Raw genomic sequence first — 26,227 nt, forward strand, 5'->3', positions numbered from 1 at the left:
CCCATCTCCACAATGGATCACCAAAGATCAAGCAACGCGTTGCCGCATGATGATTGGTCTCAACCTCAACTCAATCACCTCTAGGCGATCTGAACTCTGCTTGCCTTTCTTCTTCGGTGCAATCCAATTGATTGGTTACCGCCAACACATGGATCACGTCGTTTCGACCAACTCGCAGCAGACGTGTGTAGTCGTGGACTTCCCTATTTGCAAATCGCCGCAGGCCCCACTTGTTTATAGCCCACATGATTCGTTCAATCGATCGGCTGCTCGCAAATAACAGGAGCAGGAGCAGGAGCAAACCAGCGATCAAGACGCCAATCCATTCCGTCAATTGCCCCGTCCAATCCCCACTTCCGCCCGTGTTTTGAAAAGCCAGCACCGCCGAGGGGATCGTTACCACAACACCAATCTACTCAAGAAGCATCAAGTACATCATGATCCGTCGCCGTAACGGATGATTGACGATGTCCTCGGATTCATTCGTGGTGAAGCCTGCACCGGTGAACGCCGAAAGCGTTTGAAACTGAGCAAGGTCTTTCGACACGCCCTGTCATCATCACCGACACAGTCGCGATACGAAGCACAGTCAGGGATACGGCTAACACAATCAGCGTACTGAAGACTGCGAGCATGATCGTGCCCTATCGTGCCTACGACCTAGTTGCCTACACCACACGAAAAACAACGCGGGGTTAAAACGGACACTTTTTGTGTACAGCCATCGCATCTCGCACCCAACAATGAGTAGCAGAACCAATCTGATTCCGCTTATCAGTCGCGATGACAACGGTTACACCGGAGCCCACTCGGTCGCTTGCAAATGCCATTACCGCCGGTCGCCCCGAAGCCACCCGCTCAGAACGCGTCACCCGAAAATGGATGTACGTTTCAGCCCGGATGTTTCTTTGCATTGGGTATCAATTCCCAGCATTCAGGTTGCCCTAATTGGGAAACGATTCCATCGATTGCCCTCGATAGCGTCACCAAATTCGATCGGAGAAAATCACCCGCAATGACGTCAAATTTAGCCTCATGCCCGACATTGAATGCGGACGGTGTCATCAGGAAAGCAACCGGCGGATTTATCATCCACTCGACAAAATGCTCCGCCAACTGTTTGGTGACGCCTTCGGCACTATTGGGAAAGGGGCCATCCGAAATCAGCAAGATGTGACTGGCCTTTTTCCCTCTTGCATAGAATCGATCAAACCCTCGCTGCAGCACACCTGACAAGCGATGCCTTAGAAACGAGACTTGGTCATCCGCTGCCAATTCTTTGTATTCATCAAGATTTCCCGCTTCGCTTTGAATCAATGGAAACGCCTGACCACGACTGTCAATGCCGACGGCGGACCAACGCAGCAATTCGGTGTCAATCAAAACGACTAGCCACGCGGGCTCGCGATCGCTCATTGGGCCTCTCCGATGAGTTCCAATTGGCGGCGAAGTTTTAGCGTACGAGCTTGGAATTCTTGCAGAAACTCTGAATCCCTTGCCGCAGCGTCATTGGTCACACGCAAGGCATCCTCAAAGTAGCTACCCAATTCATTGAGCAGTTCCACCTTTGCCGCCATTGCATCGTGTTGCGATGCCGCATCACGCAGCAAATCAACGAGATCATCAGGATCCCACGGTTTGGTGATATAGCGATAGAGGTCTCCGCTGTTGATCGCATCGACCACTGCGCGCGTGTCGGCATAGCCGGTAAAAACAATCCGAACCGCTTGAGGGTATTCCGCGCACACACGTTGCATCAACTCGACACCCGTCATCGCTGGCATCCGTTGGTCCGTCATGATGACGTGGACCGGATGTTCGGCCATGACCTCCAACGCCTCTGAGCCACTGGCCGCAGTGTACACCTGGAAATCGCGACGCAGCAACGCAGCCAGCGAGAACAACACGTCAGGCTCATCATCAACGATTAAGATTGCGTGTTTGGTTGTCGCTGGCATCGATTAACTCCGAGTGTGGCTATGGACAAAGTCATTGGCATCTAAGTCGATTTGGACAGGGACGCCGTCATCGAGTCGTCAGACGGTTTGATTGGCAAGACAACTCGCACGGTTGTTCCCTGGTTCGGTTGACTATCGATCGTAATCGCCCCACCATGGTCACCAACAACCCCATAACTAACCGCCATCCCCAATCCGGTCCCCGTTCCGACGGGCTTGGTGGTAAAGAACGGTTCGAATACGCGAGAAAGTGTTTCCTTCTCCATTCCGCAACCGTTATCTTCAACTTCGATAATCACTGATTCATCATTCGACATCAAGCGAACCATCACTTCCGCACCCAACTCACTGGCCTGAACCGCATTGAGAATCACATTGTAGATGACCTGAAGAATCTTGTCAGGACGACACAACACGGTTGGCACCGACCCTGCGTCCAATTCCACTCGGATACGTTTTTCATCGATTTGGGTTTTGAGGATTTGCAGTGTCGACATGACGGCTTGGCCCAAGTCCAAATCATCACAGCCGGCTTGATCCAAACGTGCAAAGTCACGAAGGTTCTTGATGATGTCGCGGACACGCGTAAGCCCCTGAGTTGACGACTGTAGCAATTGCGGCAAGTGTTCGCCAACCCAATCAAGATCACATTCTGCTTCGATCCGATGCAAGTCTTCAAGCAGTTCCGCAGGCGCATCATCAAGGAAATCACGCGTCTGTTCGTACTTCCTGACCAACTCGATAATAGGGCCGAGTTCACGTCGAAGCACGGCTAAATTGTTCGTTACAAATGCGATGGGATTGTTAATCTCGTGCGCCATGCCCGCCGCCAATTGGCCCAGACTCGCTAACTTTTCACTTTCGACCAACGCGGCCTGGGTTTCGCGAAGCTGTTGGTTTTGTTGGGCCAACTCTTGCTGCAATCGAATGATACGTTCGCCTTCGCGAAGCCGAACTCGCAACTCCTCGCGATCACAAGGCTTAACCAGGAAGTCGTCGGCTCCAACCTCCATCGCCGTGATCAGATCCTCTTTATCCGATTTCGCAGTCAGCAAAATCAAATAGCAATAACCTGGTCGCGTCGAAGTTCGGATCCGTCGGATGAGTTCTAAGCCATCGATCTCTGGCATGATCCAATCCGTCAATATCAGCGAGAAGTCTTCACTTTGGAAGAGCTCCCAAGCCTCTTTGCCGTCTCGCGCCTCAAAGACCTCGTAGTCCCACTCTTGGAGGTGTGAGACCAAGACCGTACGCATGACGATGCTATCTTCGGCAACGAGTACTTTCATAGCGATGTCGATTCTATTGGGGCCAAGCCATTTTCTTGATGCGCTAACATGATTGATTCAATGGATTGTCGATCGGTTATCCCTGGCATTCCAAAATCGTCTCGGTATCCGAACAATTCCGAAAGAGTACTCGAACCAAATGTGCCGTTAAGAATCTCAAGATGCTGGCCGCTGATAAGTCCCGGGTGCAGTGCGCCACATGTCCGACTGAGCATCAAAATTTTCTTTCTCAAATTCACGATATAGTTTGCCAATCGAGCAGCCTTGTCGGTGGGGTCAAGCCCATGCATCAGCCAACGATTTTGCGTTGCCACTCCCGTTGGACAATGACCGGTATGACAACGTTGGGCCTGAATACATCCGATCGCCATCATCGGCTCGCGAGCAATCGCAATCATGTCACATCCCAGTGCAAACGCAAACATAGCAGATTCCGGGAACCCTAATTTTGCTGCCCCAATGAACACGACGTTCTCATGCAAACCCAGCTCAGCAAATTGGCGGTACACACGTGCGAACCCCAACTTAAATGGTAGCGCGACGTGATCCGAAAAAGCAAGTGGAGCCGCCCCGGAACCTCCTTCGCCGCCATCGATACTAATAAAATCGACCGCTCGATCGGAAGACGACATTAAGTCTGCCAACTCGGACCAAAAACTAATTTGCCCAACAGCCGATTTGATGCCGACGGGAAGCCCCGTCTCCTGGGCAAGCCTTTCAACGAAATCCAACATCGAATCCGGTCCGTCAAACGCAGAATGCGTCGATGGGCTGACACAGTCTTTTCCAACTGGAACCCCTCGAATCTGACTCACCTCTTTGGACACCTTCGAAGCAGGCACGATACCACCAACACCCGCTTTGGCACCTTGGCTAAGTTTAATTTCGATTGCGCGGATGGGATACTTGGAAACACAGTCCTTCAGCTTCTCGAGATTAAAAGTGCCATTTGCATCGCGACAACCGAAATAGCCGGTTCCGATTTGCCAGATCAACTCACCGCCATGAAGATGATAGGGTGCAATCCCTCCTTCGCCAGAATTATGTAGACAACCTGCTAGCTTACAACCGCGATTCATCGCCTCCACCGCGGGACCACTTAACGAGCCAAAGCTCATGGCCGAAATATTGACGACCGAAGCAGGGCGAAACGCCTTGGTTCGCTGACGATGACCTCCAAGAATTTTGGCACAGGGAATTCGATACCCGGGATCGTACCCCGGCTCACCCGCCTTAGGCGAAGGTAATGGAAACGCAGCGTGCTTCAGAATCAAATAGTTGCCCGTCTGCTCCATCTCATTGTCCGATCCAAAGCCAAAGTAACTATTCTGCTTCTTCGCCGACGCATAGACCCATCGACGCTGATCACGACTAAATGGTCGCTCCTCGTCGTTGCTGGTGACAATATATTGCCTCAATTCTGGCCCCACCATTTCCAGTAGATACCGGAAATGACCGATTATTGGAAAGTTCCGTAGAATTGCGTGCTTCCGCTGGACAAGGTCATAGACGACAACGACCAAAAAAAACACGCCAACGGCAAGGCCTGTCCACCAATACCACATTTCTAACTCTCTCCTGTGCGGGGCTTCGTACGTGCAGTGCGTTGTATGTGCAGTGATGCTTAGTAGAGCTTTTGCCACAAGCCCATGGAAGCCAACAAGATATCAGAGTTTTTCATGGGCGACGAACGCGGCGTGTTCCGTCCACAACGGTCGAAATGGAATCTTGGGCAACCGCACTTTGCAACAAAAGCGACGTTTTTCGCGACCAAATGCACCGATTTCCATTCGCGGAGGCTCTCAACCGCACAAGGTATAGTCCCGTAAAATTCAGCCGCAACGGGTTAGCGTTTGGTTTCCTTCGCAAAACGACCAAGAGCTTCTGGGGCTTCTTTCCATTCCGATTCCGCGTGGTGACTCTCAACGCAGGAAATAATCCCAGGGCAAACAAGCCCCAATCGACTCCTTGGCCCGAAGCATGATGCTATAAACGATATTGTTGAGAACGCACGACTGAGAAGAGGAAAGAGACCCGCGTCACTTTGTCTACTCAAAAACATTCGTTCACGACGTCAAACGGAACATGTGAACGAAGGCTCGATAATTACCAAGGATTGGAAATCACTCAACTTAACCTTTCTACCCAACAAGTTGGTCGATCCATGAACTCCTCAAATCCGAACCCGCTTAAGCAATACGAATGCGGTGAGTTCCAATTTCCGCACGATGCAAAACATGAATACTATGACCGTCACGTCGTCTTTGATCATGTCGTGTCCATGGATGCGGCGAGCCAACGCGAACGGTTCGAGGCGGTCGCCAGATCACTGCGTGACTTGTTGACTCAGCGGTGGCTTTTAACCAAGGAAACGCACGACAAGGAAAACCCTAAACGCGTCTATTACCTTTCCATGGAATACTTAATGGGTCGCACCTTGGTGAACAATATCATCAACCTCGGTGTCGACAAGTTTGTTCGCGACGATTTGCGTTCGGATCCACGACAAGATTGGACCGACGTCATCGAAACAGAACCCGATGCGGGACTCGGCAATGGCGGGCTGGGGCGTCTTGCTGCCTGTTTTGTCGATTCGCTTGCTACGCTTCAGATTCCCGCGATCGGTTATGGCTTGCGGTATGAGTATGGCATCTTCAAACAAACCATTAACTATGGTTTTCAAATAGAACAACCGGACCACTGGTTGGCTCGGCCTGATCCTTGGGAAGTAACTCGGCGTAGTGAAACGGTTCAAGTGCCGGTGGGGTGTCGCTTTGGCATGGAGAAGGGAGTCCTCGTTACGATCCCAGGACACGAATCAAAACTACTCGGTGTCCCTTATGATCGCCCCGTCGTTGGTTATGGAGGTCGAACGATCAATACACTGCGTCTGTGGGGCGCTGCAACACCCGATTTTTTTGACTTCGGCGAATTCAGCTCAGGTGATTTTGTTGGTGCAATCGTCGATCGACTGCTTGCCGAAACCGTGACGCGCGTACTGTATCCAAGTGACACGACCTTAGCGGGGCAGGTATTGCGGTTCGTTCAAGAGTATTTCCTCGTATGCTGTTCGCTCGCCGACATTGTTGCGCGTTATGAGAAGTCCAATAAGGATTGGCAGCATTTGCCAGACAAAGTAGCAATCCAATTGAATGATACGCATCCTGCAATGGCCGTCGCAGAAATGATGCGAATTTTGTTGGATCATGCCAACTTAAGCTGGGACGAAGCATGGGATTTGTCGCTTCGCACGCTGGCGTATACGAATCATACGCTACTGCCCGAGGCACTCGAAAAATGGCCCGTTCGATTTTTTGAATTGATTTGCCCACGATTGCTGGAGATCATTTACGAAATCAATCGCCGGTTTCTCGACGATGTAGAAAAGTCGCACCCGAGTGACGAAAACCGTGCAACGCGAATGAGCATTGTCGAAGAGGGACCCGCTCGCCAAATCCGGATGGCTAACCTCGCGATCATTGGCACGCACAGCACCAACGGTGTCGCCAAAATTCATTCGGATCTCTTGCGCAGTCGAGTCGTTCATGATTTTGCCGAAATGTACCCCGAGCGATTCAATAACAAGACCAACGGAGTCACGCCGAGACGCTGGATCAAGCTAGCCAACCCAGACCAATCCGCCCTCATCAGTGAAGCGATCGGTGACAAATGGGTAACCGACCTCACGGAGTTCCGCCGCCTTTTGCCATTGGTCAATGACTCCGATTTCATCGCTCGTTTTCGCAAGACGAAGCAAGTCTCGAAAGAACGATTTGCCTCGTGGTTGAAGTCAGCCCTGGGGCATGAGGTTGACCCAAAGTCGATTTTCGATAGCCAAATCAAACGAATCCACGAGTACAAGCGTCAACTTCTCAATGCGATTCACATCGTCGTTTTGTACAACCGCCTTCGCTCGAATCCGGAAACGAAGATGCCACCGCGTACGTTTTTCTTCGCCGGCAAAGCGGCTCCCTCGTATCGCTTAGCGAAACTTACCATCAAGCTGATCAACAATATCGCTCGAAAGATCGACGCCGATCCTGTTTGCCACGGACGAATCAAGGTGGTCTTTCTGCCGAACTACAACGTGTCACTCGCCGAGCGGTTGATCCCTGCCAGCGATCTTTCTGAACAAATATCGACAGCGGGCTATGAAGCCAGTGGAACCGGCAACATCAAATTCATGATGAATGGGGCTCTGACGATCGGTACGCGTGATGGAGCGACGATTGAAATGGCAGAGGAAGCTGGCGAAGAAAACTTTTTCTTGTTCGGTTTGACGGCGGAACAAGTTGTTTCAACGCGTGGTTGGTACAAACCAATCTGGCATTACGAGAACGAACCAGAAACACGAGCCGCACTTGACGCCATCTTCAATGATCACTTTAGCAAAGATGAGCCTGGAATATTCGAACCGATTCGCGAATCGCTTCTGCTGAAAGGCGATTTCTTCATGCACCTTGCTGATTTGAGCTCTTATACACAAACTCAGCAGCAAGTTGGCCAGTTGTATGCGGACTCCGATGCTTGGACTCGCAGAGCACTCATCAATGTTGCTACGTCAGGAAAGTTCTCGAGCGATAGAACGATTTCCGAATACGCCGCCGACATCTGGGACGCCAAACCATGCCCCATAAGTCATTAGACATAAGGCATAGGCAGCCATGCTGCGACGAGAGCAAATCGCGACAAGACTACTTGTCCTTCTGCATACGCTCGAGCTCTTCCCAACGGTGGGCCGTCGCATCCGCTAAGGCACGCGTCGCAATCGCAACAACTAAACCGGTGAAGACAACCCCAATCAATCCAACCAACACACTCAGAATGCGTCCTCCGAGTGTCACAGGAACGATATCCCCATAGCCAACGGACAAACCGGTCACGAACGCAAAGTAAATCGCCTCCCCCAAATCCATCCGTTCGATGTAGGAGATAGCAATGCCACACAGCATGATGATCAACAGCAAACCAAACAAGACTTCGCGTACGTAGACGGTATAGCGAAACAGATACCGACTAAAAATCACAAAGTTCTTCAGACGAGGCTTCTTACGTTCAGGCATAACTCAAACACGAAGTGGACAATAATGTTAGGGTCAGACATTCGACACCGCATTGTACAGTCTTACGGTGATTCGAAATCGGTACAATGCGATTCAAGATGCCTCGTCGCCATACAAAACCGTGATGCAACCACTCAGGTTGTCGAAAACAATGGCGTAGCCCAACTCGGATAACGCAATGGAATCCCAAAAATCTTACCCAAGTATCGAGACGGTTTGTTTGGCTGTGATTGCCACCGCAGTTTCGACTTACATGATCTATTGGCTACGGCCCGTGTTGGTGCCGTTTGTGGTCGCGTTGTTTGTGGTCAGCGGGATCACCCCACTGCTGGAAACACTTGAAAAACGACTGGGCGTGAATCGTCTGATCGCTGCTGCGATTACGTTTCTTTTAGGTCTTGCGATGATGGTAGTACTAGGCCTGTGCTTGTGGCTCTCTGTTGTTCAAATGGCTGATAAGGGAGACGCGTACCGAAATCGGGTTAACGAACTGATTGTTTCGATTGAAAAGCAGATCGAACTGACCTTTGCCAAACCCAATTGGGCCGAAATCGAAGAGACAGGCTCGGAAGCTAACAGCGAACGTTTGCCAAACCAAACGTCGGTGCACATCGAAAAACCAAAAGGACGACCTATCGGTCAGTCGCTTGAAAATCTGCAGCAGACCGTTGATGAGTTCCTGCGAAATGGATTAGCTCGGTTGTCGTCTGAGTTATTCAACTTGGCGACGACCAGTGTGGTCGTGCTGATCTACGTTTTCTTTCTGTTACTCGGATCTGCGGATGTGCATCGAACGAGTGCTCCGATCCATCGAATCAATACACAAGTGCGTTCGTACCTGTCTCTTAAAACCATCATCTCGATCATTACCGGTGGCGTTTTTGGGATAACACTCTGGCTATTCGGCGTTCCTATGTCGCTAACGTTCGGCGTGTTGGCGTTCCTGTTGAATTACATCCCGAACGTGGGACCGATTGTTGCCACGTTGCTGCCCATTCCGTTTATTCTGCTGCATCCCGACGGAACCTTCGGCTGGATGTTCGCGGCTATTGGAACGACTTCCGCGATACAAATCCTTAGTGGCAATCTAATCGAGCCAAAACTAATGGGTAAATCCTCTGACCTGCACCCTGTGGTGATTTTGTTCGCGTTGATGTTTTGGGGAATGATGTGGGGCATTACCGGTATGTTTTTAGCAACACCGATCACCGCCGGAATCAAAATCGCGTTGGAAAGCTTTCAAGCCACTAAACCGATTTCCAGCATGCTCGCCGGACGATGGGGTGACACTTAACGGAACGCACGACTTAGGCTCAGGAGGTCTCGAGCATAGGAAGGTCGATCGTGGATTGCCATAATCTCGCCCCCCCTTTCAGCGAATTCACGCCACCCCTGCGGAGCGTTAACGCTGTTCGTGCTTTTTCAAACACTTCGCCTGAGCTCCACTATTCCAGTCAGGACGTGACCTACACCGGTGTAGAGAAATCACTACAGCCCTGACAGTCGTTAGCGATGCCCGGAAACCGTTCACCATCTGCCAAAAAGTGGGGCTCAATCAGCGGCACGGATAGATTGCGACCAAGTATTTACTGAATTGGTAGCTTTCTCCAATTCCTCACACAGCGGAGCGAGCAAGTCAAAAGTTGGCCCAAGCCAAGGTGGAAGCCTTTCGATCCGCAGAAAGCTCACGATCCATACAATCCCAAACGAACGATGCGGCCCCCAAAATCAGATTGCACCGTAAACCAATAGCGGTCACTTGGGCAATTGAACGACCAACCGCCTCACGGGCGGCAAAGAACTACGACAACATGATCCAAAACGACGAAGCCATACACAGCGATCCGACGGACCCTGAAGGGCCGCACGGGACTGCTGCGTCTGCTCCGTTAACGGTGCCGAACTCACTTCTGACACTTGACGAGCCTTCATGCCGAACACAGTTACATTCGATTGCTGAGTTTGTACCGATCGGAATCTTCAAGTGTGATGCGAGCGGTGCGAACGTCTATACGAATCACGCTTGGCAACAAATTTCCGGCATGACGTCGCAGCAGACGCTTGGCAGCGGTTGGCTAGAGTGCATACATCCTGAGGATCTTTCCAAAGTGATGGATCAATGGAACCGCTACTTTTTAGCCGGTTCTGAGTATCAAATGGAGTTTCGCATCCGGCGACCCGATGGCGAGATTCGCCATCTCAGCGCCCGCGCACGACCGGTTACGACCGATCAATTCCACGATGGCGGATACATTGGCTATATCGAGGACGTCACGGAACGTCGAGCATTGGAGTTGGAACGCAATGAACACAGCGTGATCCTCGAACGCAGCCTCAATGAAATCTTCATTTTTGATGCCGAGACGTTGCTGTTCCAATTCGTAAACGAGGGCGCTCGACGCAATCTCGGTTATGCCATGAGCGAACTGCGTCAAATGACGCCCGTCGATATCAAACCAACATTCGACTTGTTGGATTTCGAAAAGTCGATCGAACCTCTGCGCAATAAAACCAAGGACTTCCTCGTTTTTCAAACCGTTCACCGTCGAGCAAACGGGACCGACTACGACGTCGAAGTACGATTGCAAATGTCGATGATGGCGGATCGCCCAGTCTTCTTGGCGATCATCATGGATATCACCGAACGGCTTGCCAAAGAAGCGGAAGCCGCAAAGGCAAACGCATTGCAGCGAGCAATTTTTGATTCTGCGGCATACGCCATCATCGCTACGACACCTTCTGGGACCATCACGAACTTCAACCCAGCCGCTGAACGTTTGCTCGGATACACTTCGGAGGAATTGGTCGACCAGCACACGCCTGCGATTTTCCACCTTGAATCCGAAGTCGCGGCTCGGGCAAAAACTTTCAGCAACGATTTGCAAATCGACCTAGAGCCAGGTTTCGATGTTTTCGTTTGCAAAACCAATTTGGGTTTGCCTAACGAACTTGAATGGACGTACGTCCGAAAAGATGGCTCCCATGTGTTAGTGATGTTGGGAGTCACAGCCCTCCGAGACAATAACGGCGAAATCACGGGCTACCTTGGGATCGCTAAAGACATCACGCGACAAAAGCACTACGAAGAGAAACTCGCTGCAGCGGCAGTCACCGATTCTTTGACAGGCCTTCCTAATCGCGTCCTGCTACTGGACCATTTGCGGGGGGCAATCATTCGATCAAAAAAACGCGGAACAAAGTTCTCTTGCCTATTTTTAGATTTCGACCGTTTCAAGTCAGTTAACGACAGTTGGGGCCATGATGTCGGCGACGAACTACTTCGACAAATAGCAGATCGGTTGCGTACCGAGGGCGAGGTGAATGATCCCGCTGCATCGTACTACGTAAGCGTCATCGCACGCCTTGGTGGCGATGAATTTGTCGTGGTACTTGAGGACTTGGATCAAGCGGAAGACTCCGCCACTTTCGCGGAAAAGCTGCAACAGAGATTCGCTGAGCCGTATCAATTGGGAGCTCAACAGTTTTTCTCGACAGCCAGTATCGGAATCGTCAACGGACCTTCGACTTATGATCGCGGTGAAGACATTTTGCGGGATGCTGATACCGCGATGTACGAAGCCAAACGTGCGGGTAGGGCACAGCATGTCATCTTTGATGACAAAATGCATACCCAAGTCCATCGTCGCATGCAGTTGGAGAATGAACTGCGTGACGCGATCGGAACCGACCAACTGTCACTACACTATCAACCTATCGTTTCGTTGGTCACCGGCGAAATAACCGCAGTCGAAGCGTTACTGCGATGGCAGCATCCGAAATTTGGATCGATCAGTCCAGCTGAATTCATTCCAATCGCCCAAGAATCGGACATGATCCTACGTCTTGGTGAGTGGGTGCTATCGACGGGATGCCAACAGTGTGCTGATTGGCAGAAAACACTAGGCAGTGTCGCACCGCGGCAAATCAACATCAATCTGGCTCGCAAACAATTCGAAGACCCGAATCTCCCGAACGACATTTCGAGTGTACTCCGAAAGACCGGTTTACCAGCCGAATTCCTTCAACTGGAAGTGACTGAAGAATCATTTGCATTGAACGTCAATGAAGCAGCTCGCACAATGAGATCGATACGAGAGTTGGGAGTCACACTTGCCATCGACGATTTTGGCTCAGGCACAGCTTCTTTTGCCGCACTCAATCAATTTCCTGTCGATGTATTGAAGGTGGATCGCTCTCTAATCGATAACATCGAAGACTCGACCGGCGAAGCCGCCCTACTGCATGGGTTAGTAGTGATGGTCCGCAACCTTGGTATTAAATTAGTTGCCGAGGGAGTGGAAACCTTCGAGCAGCTAAAGGCATTGCAGGAACTCGGCTGCGAATCAATGCAGGGTTATTATTTTGCTCGACCAATGCCTGTCGAAAACCTGGAACACTTCCTAAAAACAAATATGGGATTACAGGCCTGCACGACGGGCGCGATGGCCTTTGCTAATGGCTGGGCGCAGAAGATGACCTACATGGTTCCTTTCTCATCGATGTAAGTAACCATAGAAAATCCCGGCGACTCAGCGTAGCGTCGGACTTTCCATAAGGATCTCGGAAACAGCGAGTTGCACCGAGCCCAACAATCGCCCGTGCACCGCATGCCCCAAGCATCTGGGCTAGGCCTAACACGCTTCACCGACAATTGTCGCCAGCTGACCAATTCGACTCCGATGCAACATCTTAATCGATTGCGGATTGAAGCTGCCGCCGAGATCATCTTGTCCGATCAATGACTCTCCAACACGGAGCTATCACGCTCTTGTGGATTCCGCTTTGCTCAGTATCGTGCGACTGCGTTTCGAAAACAGATGGCTGTGCGCCTCATCCGTTCCGCAATAGAAATCGCGACGGAAATGAGAAGGCATAGCCAAGCAATACCTACCTATCCGTATTGAAAATCACCGGCCCCACATTCACCGGCCCCACATTCACCGGCCCCACATTCACCGGCGTTCTTGACCGGCGTTCTTGACCGGCCATTTAGAGATTCACCTAGCAGCCACGACAATTGGCACCGGCGCAACCCGCCAAAACGCAAGTTGCCAATCCGTGGGGGCCGACACCCGATTTCAAAGTCGTCTCGCTAGGAAACCTTCCGCTACGAACGCGATGTCGTGACAGGAAAGCACACTCGCGGGACATTTCCATCGACAACGAAGAATTGTCGGGCTCGTGTCAGTACATGGCCTCGGCCGAAGTGTTTAAGATAGAGAATGCTTCCAGATTGATTAACGAATTGTGGAGATTGGATGCTGTGATGAAATACTTGAAGATGTCCCGCTGGTCACCCTACGTTGTAGGAACCGGACTTGGGATTTTAAGTTGGATTACTTTCGGATTCATGGGAAAGGCTCTCGGAACAAGCACGACTTTTGTGCGTTGGGCTGGACTGATCGAATCGATCTTTTCCATAGAACACGTTACCGGCAACCCCTATTACGTTAAGTACCTGGTGGACAAACCGGCATTGGATTGGCAAATGATGCTGGTGATTGGGTTGCCAATTGGAGCATTGATTTCAGCACTACTGAGTCGCTCCTATCAACCCGAGGATGTGCCCAGTTTGTGGAAGTGGCGATTTGGGGCAAGCCGGTTGGTACGTTATGCCGGCGCATTCGTTGGCGGTTTTTTGGTGCTGTTTGGATCTCGCATGGCAGGCGGTTGTACGTCGGGGCATGGCATCAGCGGCGGACTTCAATTCAGTGTTAGCAGCTGGGTCTTCTTCATCTCCTTCTTTGCCTCCGGGATTGTGACCGCGTTTGTACTATTTGGAAAGGAAGGACAACGCCATGTTTAGTATTGATACGCCAACAAACTTGATCCTTGGATTGGCAACCGGCATCGTGTTTGGCATGCTTCTACAGCGCGGAGCCGTGACTCGTTACCGTGTAATCGTCGGCCAATTTCTATGGGTTGATCACACCGTTTTACGAACCATGTTAACGGCCGTCGTCGTCGGCTCAGTCGGTGTTTATGCAATGCACCAATTGGGTGATGTCGCATTGCATGTCAAAGCTGCGACGCTTTTGGCGAATGCTCTTGGAGGCATCCTATTTGGAATTGGCATGTTGGTACTTGGTTATTGCCCAGGCACGGGGGTGGCCGCACTCGGTGATGGATCGCGGCACGCCATTGCCGGCATAGTGGGCATGCTCGTCGGAGCTGCGGCGTATGCCGAAGTGTATGCGATGCTCAAAGCAAACCTGCTTTCCGTGTGGGACTATGGCAAGGTAACCTTGCCGGATATCACAGGACTGTCACCGTGGATTTTCATTTCAGCGTTGGCCATCATCGCAGTCCTCTTGTTCCGTTTTCTGAATCGGACGGAACGTAAAGCGGAGGATTCCAATCCGCAAGCCGACAACACCTAGTTGTCATCGCAAAGCTTTTTTGAGAATGGAAAAAGCCGTTGATTGAGAGCTACGATGGCAAACCACGTAGCAAGCGTGCATCGAAAAAACAGGAGCCAAAAAGCAGAACCGGAAAAACAATTCAGTAGACACCTAACGATACCACTGATCGACTCTCCATTGTTCCGCGACATCATCAGCAAACATGCGAAGACTACTCTCTAATCCATCTGTTACCGATTCGCCTGTCGTTGACTTACTGGCTTGGATCATCGGCCGAAGTTGACTTGTTTCCGATTCGTCAAATTCAAAGGAATCTTGAGAGGCAAATTGTTGGTCAATTGCAGTCATCCCCGGTTCGCCCCAAGGCGAACCGAAGGGATCGTTATCGCTGTCCGAATCGTCGACCAAATCACCCAGCCAATCGACAGAAAATGGAATCGGCTCGATGGTATCCTGAGCAAATTCACCCGCGACCAAGTCAGGGATTAGCAGGACATTGATGACTCGCAGTGCATCGAGCGCCGTTAACATCCCGTCTGCTTCCACGTCAAAGAAGCGGTCTTCGTAGCCCGTGGGTTGAAGTGGCGTTAAGCGGCTTGTTTCCGAGTCATGCACCAATTGATCCGTTAATTCGTTGATGACTAGCAAGGCATCAAACGCAGTCACGTCACCGCTTTTGTCCACGTCATAGATATTGTCGTTGTTGACCCATGCGCCAATGATGACGAGCGTTGTCGTTTCGGCGACGAGCGTCTTTGTTTCCCTCACGCCAACTTGATCTACCGCCGTACTGACGAATGAGTATGTGTTGCCCGATTCGCCGGTGAATTCGTGACTCGTTGCGGGAGTGTCAGCGAGTGCCAATTGAAACGAACCATCATTGATTGACATATAGACGTCATAAGCGGCAACCCCTGAGCCGATGGCGCCGTCGGTACCTGACCATTCAACCATGAAGGCGGTCGTACTAAACGCTTCGGGCAGTTGCGATACACTACTGGTCGGTGCCAGTTCGTCAATGGTGTTAAGAGCGGTGTTGGTGACAATCGGATCATTGATGTCAAAAACGATCGACGCTTGGTTTTCAATGGCATCACCGGTAACAACATCCGCCTTGGATCGGATTGTATAGGTCACGAATCCTTCGCCGCTGCCTGATTCATCATTGACGGGCAAAAACCCTGCAAACGGATCTGCTGGCAACAAGCCTGTTAGCGGATCCACGGAACGGATGGACCAAGTGACAGTTCCGGTTTCGTGATCAAACACAACGTCCACCATCGCATCAAGAGGTGTGCCGTCGACATTGGTCGTCTGCATAATGGTCGAGAACTCTTGACGCCCGGCGGGAACTTGAACCGCTTGGCTACCGAACCCGATACCAGTAAGTTCGAGTGTCTCCCAATCCATGTTATCACTAAGCGGATTCGAGACGATCACCTCTTGTGCCGCTGCGGTGGCCTGCTCGGGATCATTCTCAAATCGGATTGTATAGGGCAGTAGTTCCGATTGCCGAATCCACCCCTCTTCTCCTACACCGGCGGGTCCCCGAATGTCATTGGGATCACGCGGACGAACGGTAGGTACATCGTCAGGCGGGTCACCGGGGTCACACTCAGGATGTTCACCTGGCACATTCTCTCCGGTGCAAGTCGTTGGCGGTTCTGGTTCCGGCTCGGGCTCGGGAGGCGGTTCCGGATCATCCGGATCCTTGTCAAAATCTCGTGGGATTCGGATGCTACCGTTCATCACTTCGCTGGCAAATTCAACTTGAAATCCAACATCATAGGCCCAGCCATTGGCTTCGAGGTTTGCCAGGGGGACGGTAGCTGCTTTGACCGTCAACCCGTCGCCAAGATCACCAGGACAGAAATCGATCGTGTCCTTGATAAATACACGCAAATCGCTTTTTGCTTCGATCCTGATCGTCTTATCGTTTTCGTCGACGATCCGTTTGAGGATAATGTTGCCAAAAATCCGCCGCTCGTCATCACCAAAAACGTCACTGCCATAGGTGCGCTGCAACTCTTCAGGAAGTGATTTATCCGTTTTTCCGACACCGCCGGCGATTGCGTTTGGAATCGAAAAGGTATCGCCACTTCCACCGTAATGCAACGCATCGGCGAAGTAAACACTCTCGTTGTCACCACCACGTTTTGTACTCCACGGACTCAATCGGCTGTCCAGTTGTCCGACTTGGCTAAAGAAACTTTCAACTGGAAACGAGACGGACTCAAATGGTGGTAACTGCTCCGCGGTGATTGGTGATCCGGCCGCCAGTCTAGGATCAAGTCGTCGACCAATTTCATGCGTCGCATCATTGAAAACCGTTTGCAGAACTCTCCGCGTGACGGAACTGTTTCGGAATCCGGCGTGTGCAAGGGTACCATCAACGACTTCGTGACTCTCACTAAACGTATGGTAAGACGGAGCGTCGTTATTGAGAAACTCGACAAACAGGCTTGACGCGAGCGTGCCGTTTCGCCCCGATAGCGCAGCAATCACGGAGGTTTGCGCCCACGCTTCCATCGACGCCAAAATCACGGGATTCCGAGGTCGGAAGTACGCACAACCATCCTCATTCTCATCGACATCTTCCCCGCTAGCGCCCCGTTCCGCGGCTGCAAATGAGCATGCAAGGATCGGCTCTTCCAGAGCTGTCAATCGCTCGCCTAAAGCAGCCGATTCGTCCGCCCCCCCAATCCCAAATGGGTCAGGATCGAGCATGCCGTTTGGGAACGTCAAAAATTGACTAGTGTCTTGTTCCCCAAAGGAGGCACGAATCATAAGATCACGAATCAATTCGGCCCCCGCCACAAACGTCGTCTGTGGCTGAAGCATGACGCGCTCGGTTGCCGCCATTCGCATCACATCATGAAGTTCGCCCCAACTGTCACCAACAAGACTCTTGAAATTGGCCCATGTTTCGGCCCATTGAGCATCGGTTGTCTGGTCACGGTAATACGCTTCGACATCATCCCAAGCAAGTGCTGTTGAAGGAACCGTCAGATCCTGGACGACAAAGGTTGAATCCGGTTCCGTTATTGCCGATGCATACACCGGGATCAAGACTCGGTCACCGGGTTTCATTACCGTCGGTAATCCACGATCACTGAGCGGCATCACTTGAACTTGGCTCGGTGTATTGGCATTGAAATCCGGCGTTAGCGAAAGCGGCGTTCCCGATGGGCTATGAACCAATAGCAGCGGTGAAGTAACGTCGTTCATTCCTTCGTTAATGACTTCTAGATGGATTGGGAACACTCGACCGAATCGTGCTGCCGATGGTAGAAGTAATCGTGTGGTCAATGGCGTCGGTTCCTCATCCACCACTTCAAATGCGTCAACCAAGGTCGCATCGCCATCAATGACTTCGCCCGTGGTTTGATTTCCCTCTTCATCGAATTCGACTACCGGAACCGACGAGACAACTCGTACATCGTAGCTACCCGCAGCCACCCCTTGTAAGTCAAACGTGACCGACAGACTTGTTGGATCGGTAAACCGCGTTTGCATAGGCGTGACAACCGTGTTGTCTTCGCTGACCAACGTCACTCTTGCGATGCGTGTCAAATCCGTTCCCACCACATCAAGTGTCAATTCACCCGAGTTGCCGCCGACCGCTGGTGAGACAGCACTGAGTTTGAATCCCGGCAGGGTGGCATTAAGCGTGAACGGGCTCGATGCCGCAGCACCCGAGTCCGCGCGAACAGTAAGGTAATAGGTGGTTTGGTCCGTTTCAGCCAACTCAAGCTGCTGGTCGGGCGAAAAAACACTTGGGCTGGCTGCATCAAAAGTAACCGACGACGCAATGTCCTGCTGACGCAAGAACATCGATGTCGATCCGCTGGTCGCCTCACTGTCGAGCGAAATGGTGAGCGTCCGGTTGCCGGGAACGTCGATACGATAGTACTGCAATTCGCCTGAGCCCAAGAACGATGAATCAAGCGGCGTATCAAGGACCAATTCAGGAACGTCCAACTCGGTCGAAGTGAAGGCTTGATTATCACTTTCCACCGATTCACGAACTTGCTGGCGCGCATCGGTGCGAACAATAAAGAACAAATCACCTTGGCGACTAGGAGGCGCATTGATGTTGGTTTGTTGATTGTAAGATTCACCTGGTGCAAGCACGTCGGTTCGCATGATCTCTGCAATCGGCACATCGCCAATGTCCCAAATCTCATCCGAGGATGCGAAAACGACATCAATCCAACCACCGTCGATGGGCAACACTTCGTCATTTCGCACGGTCCAACTTATGCTGATCGGATCGCCGATTCCGACCTGCATTTTGTCGACCGCCACATTTTCAATGACGAGGTTCTTCGGGTCCGAGCCTTCTTGGCGTTCAAAGGCTCCAAGGTCATACCACGGCTCAGCACCGATACCAATGTTCGCAATACCGGGATCATCGAATCGCAAATTGCCATCGTAATCAGTCGCTGGCGCAAGATCTCCGTTGGCTGCATCAATCACTGCCGAACCACTTAGAAGTTGGTAGCGGGCATTGATGGCATCGATATATTTTGGATCCGCGGAAATATTTCCGTCAGTTCCCGTTGGGTCATCTACGCCAACAAAGTTGGTTCCGTCCGGGTTGAACACATCATTGAACTGCATGGTGACCGTGCCACCGGATTCGCTGACGACTCCCTGGGTATTAAACGACACAACGCTGTTGACCAAATTCACATTTGACGTAGTTCCCCTCGAAAGAATCCCACGCGAATTCCTATCAATCGTATTGTTGACCACCGTAACGAATGCACCGGAGGCAGCAACAACCCCCGAGCCGACATTATCAAACACGAGACAACTCGTAGCATCGACTGACGCGTTGTTTGAACCAACAATCGCATTGGTCTCCGAATTTCGAAATAGACTATTTTCAATCGTCACCACACTCGCATCCGCTTGAACCATCGCGCCAAAATAGTGGCCGCCATAGTGAAACTCGGCATGTTCAATGTGACTGTCGACGGAACCGTCCAGCAACAGAATCCGCGCCCATTGCCCCGGTGAGGGCATCGATGCGTCACCATCTCCAAGGGTGTCGCCACCATGGGTGTCATCGTAGATCGAAGTGAACACGACCGGATCCGATGCGGTGCCGGTGATGTCCAAGATGCCACGAACATAGAATTGCAGGTTCGTCCCAAAAGGCTTCACGATCTGGCCCGCATCGACCGTTAGCATCAACCCCGCTGGAACGGTGATATCGCCATCGGGTCGGTAAACCACTTCGGGGTTATTCCAAGTCAGGTCCTTTTGCAACGGACCCGCATCCACCTGCATGCCGTTGATCCCATTGCCCAACCAAGTGAAGCCGTTGATGTCGGGATTGGAATTCAAGTCCATGCTGATCGCGGCATTGGCATTGTTTTCGAAGAAGTTGTTCGTAATGACCGCATCGGTATCATCGAGTCGTAAACCATCGGTTTCCGAGCTAACGAATTTGCTGTTGGATACCGACAAGTCCGTAGCGATCGCTTGCACCATATGCCCGAAGTAGTGACCACCAAAGTGAAACTCCGCATAATCAATGCGGTTGTTGATGCTGTCGTCCCGCATTTGGATCCGCGCCCAGTGACCGGGTGAAGGCGACGTTGCGTCGGCATCACCGTTGGTGTCACCTCCATGGGTGTCATCATGAATCGACGTAAACACAACGGGATCCTCAACCGTTCCCGTGATGTCCAAAGTACCATTGACGAACAAGTGTGTGTTGGCGCCGAACGGTTTGACGATCTGGCCCGCATCGATCGCGAGTGTCGTTCCGGTGGGAACCGTGATGTCGCCATCGGGTCGATAGACCACTTCGGGGTTGTTCCAAGTCAAGTCCTTTTGCAACGGACCCGCATCCACCTGCATGCCATTGATCCCATTGCCCGACCAAGTGAAGCCGTTGATGTCGGGATTGGAATTCAAGTCCATGCTGATCGCGGCATTGGCGTTGTTTTCGAAGAAGTTTTCCGTGATGATCGCATCGGACCCATCGAGCCGTAGACCATCGGTTTCCGAATTAACGAATTTGCTGTTGGAAACCGCCAAGTCCGTAGCGATCGCTTGCACCATATGCCCGAAGTAGTGGCCACCAAAGTGAAACTCCGCGTAATCAATGCGGTTGTTGATGCTGTCGTCCCGCATTTGGATCCGCGCCCAGTGACCGGGTAAGGGCGACGTTGCGTCGGCATCACCGTTGGTGTCGCCACCATGGGTGTCATCATGAATCGACGTGAATACAACGGGATCCTCAACCGTTCCCGTGATGTCCAAAGTGCCATTGACGAACAAGTGTGTGTTGGCGCCGAACGGTTTGACGATCTGGCCCGCATCGATCGCGAGTGTCGTTCCGGTGGGAACCGTGATGTCGCCATCGGGTCGATAGACCACTTCGGGGTTGTTCCAAGTCAAGTCCTTTTGCAACGGACCCGCATCCACCTGCATGCCATTGATCCCATTGCCCGACCAAGTGAAGCCGTTGATGTCGGGATTGGAATTCAAGTCCATGCTGATTGCGGCGTTAGCGTTGTTTTCGAAGAAGTTGTCCGTGATGATCGCATCGGACCCATCGAGCCGTAAACCATCGGTTTCCGAGTTAACGAATTTGCTGTTGGATACTGTCAAATCCGTGGCTACCGCTTGCACCATTGCGCCGAAGTAGTGTCCACCATAGTGAAACTCAGCGTGGTCGATGCGATTATTCGTACTCTCATCCCGCATCAGAATCCGTGCCCAGTGACCGGATATTGGCGTCGACGCGTCGCCGTCACCATTGGTATCACCGCCATGGGTGTCATCCGAAACAGAAGTAAACACAACGGGATCCTCAGCCGTTCCCGCGATGTCCAAAGCGCCGTCGACGAACAAGTGCGTATTGCTGCCGAACGGTTTGACGATCTGGCCCGCATTAATCGTCAACGTGACTCCGTTTGGAACGGTGATATCGCCATCCGGCCGGTAGACGATTCCTGGGTTATCCCAAGTGAGATCCCTTGTTAGCGTCCCCGGGTCAACCTGCATGGCATTGATTCCATTCCCCACCATAGTGGATCCAGTAATCGATGGATTTGAATTCAAATCCATACTGATCGCTGCGTTACTGTTGCTGTTGAAGGCAATATTGGTAAGAACCGAATCGCTGCCGATCACTCTTACACCGTCGGTCTCCGAATCGCGCACGGTACTGTCGCTTAACGTCAGATCGCCACCATTGACTTCGAGCATCGAACCAAAGTAGTGGCCGCCATAGCGAATTTCGGCATTGGAGATCGCTGCGGTTCCATTCACCTGGATTCTTGCCCAGTTGCCTCTTCCGGGTGTGGTTGCATTCCCGTCGCCATTGGTGTCGCCCCCGATGTCATCTCGGATCGACGTGAAGATAATTTTCTCTGCGGTGGTGCCGTGCGCATTCAAAGAGCCATTGACATACAAATGAGCGTTCGCCGATGGGAGCTTGACGATCGTACCAGGCTCGACCGTTAACGTGACGCCGCTGGCGACCGTCAAGTCTCCGGAGATTTCTTGGACTTCGGCGTTTGTCCAAGTCGTATCGGCGTTCAATGTCCCGGACCACACGGCTAACAATCGTCGGTCCTCTAACTGCTCGATTGGCAAGATGTGGCGACGACTCCGTTTCTGGCGAATCGGTTCCAAGCTCTTGGTGCGTCGACGTCTTCGAAGTTTGCTGAGCAAAGTAGACTTTCGCATTGTACTTCTCGCTGTAAACGGTTTGCACATGTGCACAGAAGCACGACTGCTGAATTTCCGCACACAATGGTCTATTCGAATTGTTGTTTATTCACTCTCTGCAAATTGAATTGCACATCAATTCTCCGTATGTTGCCTCACATTCCTTCGCTTCATTTCGCGTTCCGCAGCCTCTTTACCAAAAAGCGGGTAGCAACGCATTCAGTGGATCAAGTCATGTGCCAAACGGCCCGAAAGGACACACGTTTGCGTGATTGCGCACCTCCCCGGCGAACACGTGTACAATGTGGGACTGTGCAAGAACCCCAATGACCAATGCCATGCCCCGCGTCGCGACCGGTACGGCACAATTCGTAGCGAGATTACTTTCACCCGTCCGAGCATTGCCGAAGGCCCCAAAACATCGAAAGTTATCGCACAAAGGGACAAGAATTCGTTTTCACTGAGAACAAATTCCCTCGATGGTGATTTTGCTCTCTCGACTTGCGAATGACGGTCATGGAAAGTAGTTTTTTTAGAACTGACCTAGTCCAATATCTTCACTCGACCTTCCGAATTACTCTTGGCAATGAACCATGAATCAAAAATCCTGCCCAACGATCTCATTCTTGGCTGCGGTCGTCGCACTCACTCTGCTCGTGCCGGCTGCGACCGTTTGTAACGCAGCAGAGAAGCCGAACATCATTTTCATCCTGGCGGACGACCAATGTTGGGAAACGTTGGGGTGTGAAGGCGGCGAAGTCCAAACACCCAACCTGGACGCACTTGCCAAAAGTGGCGTGCGGTTCACTCGAGCCTACAACATGGGTTCCTACTCCGGAGCAGTCTGCCTAGCCAGTCGCGCCATGTTTAACACAGGGCGCACGGTTTGGCACTGCGGATCGGTTAACCAACAAATCGGCAAATGGAACTCGAGGAACCGCGATAAATCGATGCCCAATCCTTATCCAGATACGAGCACCTCGTGGAGCAAGCGGATGAAGTCGGCCGGCTACACCACTTATTTTGCCGGCAAGTGGCATGTTCCCTTCTTCAAAACGAACGAGGTATTCGATGTCGTGGGAACCGAACGTCCCGGCATGCCGAAGGATACCCAAGAAGGTTACCTTCGCCCGAAAGACAAGAACGACAAGACCTGGCTCCCCTGGGACACGTCCAAGGGAGGTTTCTGGGAAGGCGGACAACACTGGAGCGAAGTGCTGCGAGACGAAGCGATTGGATTTATTGATCAGGCCGCTGAAAAGAAAGACGAACCTTTCTTTATGTACCTCGCTTTTAACGCACCCCACGATCCAAGGCAGGCACCCAAGAGTTATGTGGATCGCTATCCCGTCGATAGCATCAAGGTCCCAGAAAACTTTCTGCCCAAATATCCGTATCAAGACGAAATCAAATGCGGCAAAGCATTGCGTGACGCTCGCCTCGCTCCATTCCCGAGAACGGAATATGCTATCCAGGTCAATCGCCAAGAGTACTACGCATTGATCACGCATCTCGACGACCAACTTGGAATCATCCTCAACGAACTCAAGAAGCGGGGCATGTACGAGAACACCTATATCTTCTACACGGCCGACCATGGACTAGCCGTCGGACACCATGGCTTAATGGGAAAACAAAATGTCTATGAACATAGCCTTGGCGCACCCTTGATCGTCAAAGGCCCAAGCATTGAAGCAGGCCGAACGGTTGATGCGAATGTTTACATCCAAGACATTGTTCCGACCACGATGGAATTGGCTGGTTTGGAAGTGCCAAAACCAGAAATTGAATTCGAGAGTTTTCTTCCCATTGTCGAAGGAGAATCCGACAAAGGACGTGATTTGATCTACGGCGGTTACCTTCATGTCTCGCGCAGTATTCGCAAAGGCGATTGGAAACTGATCTATTACCCCGACGTTCCTGTCTACCGACTCTTTAATCTCAAGAACGATCAAAACGAGATGAACGACCTTGCCGACGACCCTCAATACGCGGGTAAGATCAAAGAGCTAAAACAAGCACTAACAGCGGAAATGGAGCGGTTGGACGATACCGAAATTGAAAAAATGCGTCTCAAACGTGACAAAGCCAGCAAGAAGAAGGCGGGATAGTACGAGATGCACCTGGCATCAGCAAAGCCGATCGAATGATGCAAATTTGGATTCGTCTGTCAGGGCAGTCTCGCGGGCGTCGCTTCGCGAGATTCATTCTGCGGTAAGTTTGCATCGTCCTTTTTCGGACGCCGTTCAAGAATCCATCAATGCCGAACAGTCACTTACCGAGAAAAGTCGGTAATAGAGAACTCTCTTTTGCCATCCACCGCCACCTTGGTCGATTCCGTCTCGCCTTTGATATCGGGTGTAGAGTGGTAGCCCAACTCGTCGAGATGTTTGGCGTTTTCTCGTTCTCAGTCAAAACAATTTTTTCTCGTTTTCAGTCAAAACAATTGACGAGTCTCGCCACCGGAAACATCAACGGCAACGCAAACCGAGTTCAGGAGAAAACGGACCTCGCCAATCGGGTGGAAACACCAGGGTCATAAACGGACCCATCCCATTACAAACGCAAACATCCCATTACGCAAATTAGAGACATGAACATCAACAAATTTATCTTGGCGTTGTTATTTGCAATCCCGTTTCTAGATGCGACTGGTTCAAATGCGGCTTATATCGCTTCGGATAGCTACCAAAATCCCAAGCTCACCGTAGCGATTGGATCCGCACACTACCCCGTAAAGTCGCAAGATAACAGCAAAACATTTCAAAAAGCGATTGACGATGTTCACGCTGGCGGCGGAGGACACGTTGTTGTTCCCGCAGGCGAGTACCGACTGATGGACATCCAAATGAAAAGCAATGTTCATGTGATTTTCAAAAGCGGGGTTGTCCTTCGGCCTCGAAATGAGGAGGACGGAAACCTGTTCAATTTTGGCATGAAAGAGGCCGTTCAAAACACATCATTGATCGGGTCTGATGACCGAACCGTATTTGACTTTACAGGAATGACGTCGAACCTAAGGGCAGTCTGTGTGAATGACTGTAACAATTTCCGCGTTGCGAATTTCACGGTGAACGACAATCGGACGGTCTACAGTTCGTTCACCTTCGGATGGGGTGGTGTCCGTGATGGTGTTGCAGAAATCGCCCGGAACGGCCTGATCGAGAACCTCACTGCGAACGATGCGCATTACGGTTACGGCGCGATTCAAGCGCACTCAGGCGAAAACATGATCTTTCGGAACATCAAGAGTGTCGGCGGCGTCGGCGTGCGTCTAGAAACGGGCTACAAGAAGATGAACCTGTCCGGCGTTGGTGGCCTGTTCAATATTCTTGTCGAAAACGTGTCGAGCAAGAACGGGCAAGCGGCGTTGATGTTTCAGCCGCACACGATGAAACATGGCGATGTGGTCGCACGCAACATCCGCTCCGACGGCAGCGAGTTTTGCGTTTACATCGCCAACCCGTTCGTCTCGAAGAAGAAGTATGGGCCCGAAACGGAGAAGGTTGCTGGCAGCTTCAAGTCAATCACAGTTGAGGGCGTACAGGCGGTCTATCGGGATGGTCCCATCGTCACTCGATACCCACATTTGGAGTACTATCCAAAAGAGCTCCACGCTTCCATTGTCCGTATTGAAGAGGGTTCGGAGCCGGGGTACCGCGGTCCCTCCATCGCGGCAGTCGCCAACATGCAACCGGAGGAGGAAACCATTTCCATCACGAATGTGGAAGCGACGGGATTCCAATACCGCCGGGACATCATGACGCCGGACGATCTTTTCCGAGGTAGCATCAAACATTTGGTCAATCCGCAAAGCAAAAAGTAGTTGCCCGAAGGGGACCACAATGAATCGCGGAAGG

The 26,227-nt window shown here is 51.6% G+C and carries 15 protein-coding genes; 7 read left to right on the forward strand and 8 right to left on the reverse strand.

Annotation, left to right across the window (positions count from 1 at the left end):
- Positions 1 to 70: 70 nt before the first annotated feature.
- The 6 genes from CA13_RS03775 to CA13_RS03795 all read right to left on the reverse strand — a co-directional run bounded on the left by CA13_RS03775 (position 71) and on the right by CA13_RS03795 (position 4,812).
- Complete coding sequence (locus CA13_RS03775; protein WP_146394661.1) at positions 71 to 403, reverse strand: hypothetical protein; 333 nt, start codon at positions 401 to 403, stop codon at positions 71 to 73.
- 9 nt (positions 404 to 412) lie between these two features.
- A complete protein-coding gene (locus CA13_RS34605; RefSeq protein WP_419193904.1) occupies positions 413 to 547 on the reverse strand; it encodes a hypothetical protein in 135 nt (44 codons plus the stop codon).
- Positions 548 to 891: 344 nt separating this feature from the next.
- Positions 892 to 1,416 (reverse strand): hypothetical protein, encoded by a 525-nt coding sequence (locus tag CA13_RS03780; RefSeq protein WP_146394662.1) that lies wholly within the window; start codon positions 1,414 to 1,416, stop codon positions 892 to 894.
- On the reverse strand, positions 1,413 to 1,958 hold the full coding sequence (locus tag CA13_RS03785) for a response regulator (protein WP_146394663.1): 546 nt from the start codon (positions 1,956 to 1,958) through the stop codon (positions 1,413 to 1,415). The genes CA13_RS03780 and CA13_RS03785 overlap by 4 nt, the downstream gene beginning before the upstream one ends.
- A gap of 41 nt (positions 1,959 to 1,999) precedes the next feature.
- A complete protein-coding gene (locus CA13_RS03790; protein WP_146394664.1) occupies positions 2,000 to 3,247 on the reverse strand; it encodes a sensor histidine kinase in 1,248 nt (415 codons plus the stop codon).
- Positions 3,244 to 4,812, reverse strand: a complete 1,569-nt coding sequence (locus CA13_RS03795; RefSeq protein ID WP_146394665.1) for an FMN-binding glutamate synthase family protein — start codon at positions 4,810 to 4,812, stop codon at positions 3,244 to 3,246. The genes CA13_RS03790 and CA13_RS03795 overlap by 4 nt, the downstream gene beginning before the upstream one ends.
- Positions 4,813 to 5,411: 599 nt before the next feature.
- Between CA13_RS03795 and CA13_RS03800 the strand changes: the two genes are divergently transcribed.
- Positions 5,412 to 7,892, forward strand: coding sequence for a glycogen/starch/alpha-glucan phosphorylase (locus CA13_RS03800; RefSeq protein ID WP_146394666.1), 2,481 nt, complete (start codon positions 5,412 to 5,414; stop codon positions 7,890 to 7,892).
- Positions 7,893 to 7,941: 49 nt separating this feature from the next.
- Here the strand turns inward: CA13_RS03800 and CA13_RS03805 are convergent, their stop codons facing one another.
- A complete protein-coding gene (locus CA13_RS03805) occupies positions 7,942 to 8,310 on the reverse strand; it encodes a potassium channel family protein (protein ID WP_146394667.1) in 369 nt (122 codons plus the stop codon).
- 178 nt (positions 8,311 to 8,488) lie between these two features.
- On the opposite strand from CA13_RS03805, the gene CA13_RS03810 reads away from it, so the two are divergent.
- The 4 genes from CA13_RS03810 to CA13_RS03825 all read left to right on the forward strand — a co-directional run bounded on the left by CA13_RS03810 (position 8,489) and on the right by CA13_RS03825 (position 14,690).
- Complete coding sequence (locus tag CA13_RS03810) at positions 8,489 to 9,604, forward strand: AI-2E family transporter (RefSeq protein WP_146394668.1); 1,116 nt, start codon at positions 8,489 to 8,491, stop codon at positions 9,602 to 9,604.
- Between the two features lie 517 nt (positions 9,605 to 10,121).
- Positions 10,122 to 12,815 (forward strand): sensor domain-containing protein, encoded by a 2,694-nt coding sequence (locus CA13_RS03815; protein ID WP_146394669.1) that lies wholly within the window; start codon positions 10,122 to 10,124, stop codon positions 12,813 to 12,815.
- 761 nt (positions 12,816 to 13,576) lie between these two features.
- Entirely contained in the window at positions 13,577 to 14,116 is a 540-nt protein-coding gene (locus CA13_RS03820; RefSeq protein ID WP_419193905.1) for a YeeE/YedE thiosulfate transporter family protein, read from the forward strand.
- Positions 14,109 to 14,690: a YeeE/YedE thiosulfate transporter family protein gene (locus CA13_RS03825; RefSeq protein ID WP_146394671.1), complete on the forward strand. Its 582-nt coding sequence runs from the start codon at positions 14,109 to 14,111 to the stop codon at positions 14,688 to 14,690. The genes CA13_RS03820 and CA13_RS03825 overlap by 8 nt, the downstream gene beginning before the upstream one ends.
- 132 nt (positions 14,691 to 14,822) lie before the next feature.
- Here the strand turns inward: CA13_RS03825 and CA13_RS03830 are convergent, their stop codons facing one another.
- Positions 14,823 to 22,385 (reverse strand): right-handed parallel beta-helix repeat-containing protein, encoded by a 7,563-nt coding sequence (locus CA13_RS03830; protein ID WP_419193906.1) that lies wholly within the window; start codon positions 22,383 to 22,385, stop codon positions 14,823 to 14,825.
- 575 nt (positions 22,386 to 22,960) lie between these two features.
- Between CA13_RS03830 and CA13_RS03835 the strand changes: the two genes are divergently transcribed.
- On the forward strand, positions 22,961 to 24,478 hold the full coding sequence (locus CA13_RS03835) for a sulfatase family protein (protein WP_146394673.1): 1,518 nt from the start codon (positions 22,961 to 22,963) through the stop codon (positions 24,476 to 24,478).
- Between the two features lie 482 nt (positions 24,479 to 24,960).
- Complete coding sequence (locus CA13_RS03840; protein WP_146394674.1) at positions 24,961 to 26,193, forward strand: glycoside hydrolase family protein; 1,233 nt, start codon at positions 24,961 to 24,963, stop codon at positions 26,191 to 26,193.
- Positions 26,194 to 26,227: the final 34 nt, after the last annotated feature.

It is taken from the genome of Novipirellula herctigrandis, from assembly GCA_007859835.1.
Lineage (GTDB): Bacteria > Planctomycetota > Planctomycetia > Pirellulales > Pirellulaceae > Novipirellula_A > Novipirellula_A herctigrandis.

Coding starts and splice junctions, on each gene's coding strand:
- CA13_RS03805 (WP_146394667.1), bottom strand. CDS start 8,310: ATGCCTGAACGTAAGAAGCCTCGTCTGAAGAACTTTGTGATTTTTAGT.
- CA13_RS03780 (WP_146394662.1), bottom strand. CDS start 1,416: ATGAGCGATCGCGAGCCCGCGTGGCTAGTCGTTTTGATTGACACCGAA.
- CA13_RS03810 (WP_146394668.1), top strand. CDS start 8,489: ATGGAATCCCAAAAATCTTACCCAAGTATCGAGACGGTTTGTTTGGCT.
- CA13_RS03800 (WP_146394666.1), top strand. CDS start 5,412: ATGAACTCCTCAAATCCGAACCCGCTTAAGCAATACGAATGCGGTGAG.
- CA13_RS03825 (WP_146394671.1), top strand. CDS start 14,109: ATGTTTAGTATTGATACGCCAACAAACTTGATCCTTGGATTGGCAACC.
- CA13_RS03835 (WP_146394673.1), top strand. CDS start 22,961: ATGAATCAAAAATCCTGCCCAACGATCTCATTCTTGGCTGCGGTCGTC.
- CA13_RS03830 (WP_419193906.1), bottom strand. CDS start 22,385: ATGCGAAAGTCTACTTTGCTCAGCAAACTTCGAAGACGTCGACGCACC.
- CA13_RS03840 (WP_146394674.1), top strand. CDS start 24,961: ATGAACATCAACAAATTTATCTTGGCGTTGTTATTTGCAATCCCGTTT.
- CA13_RS03795 (WP_146394665.1), bottom strand. CDS start 4,812: ATGTGGTATTGGTGGACAGGCCTTGCCGTTGGCGTGTTTTTTTTGGTC.
- CA13_RS03820 (WP_419193905.1), top strand. CDS start 13,577: ATGAAATACTTGAAGATGTCCCGCTGGTCACCCTACGTTGTAGGAACC.
- CA13_RS03790 (WP_146394664.1), bottom strand. CDS start 3,247: ATGAAAGTACTCGTTGCCGAAGATAGCATCGTCATGCGTACGGTCTTG.
- CA13_RS03785 (WP_146394663.1), bottom strand. CDS start 1,958: ATGCCAGCGACAACCAAACACGCAATCTTAATCGTTGATGATGAGCCT.
- CA13_RS03815 (WP_146394669.1), top strand. CDS start 10,122: ATGATCCAAAACGACGAAGCCATACACAGCGATCCGACGGACCCTGAA.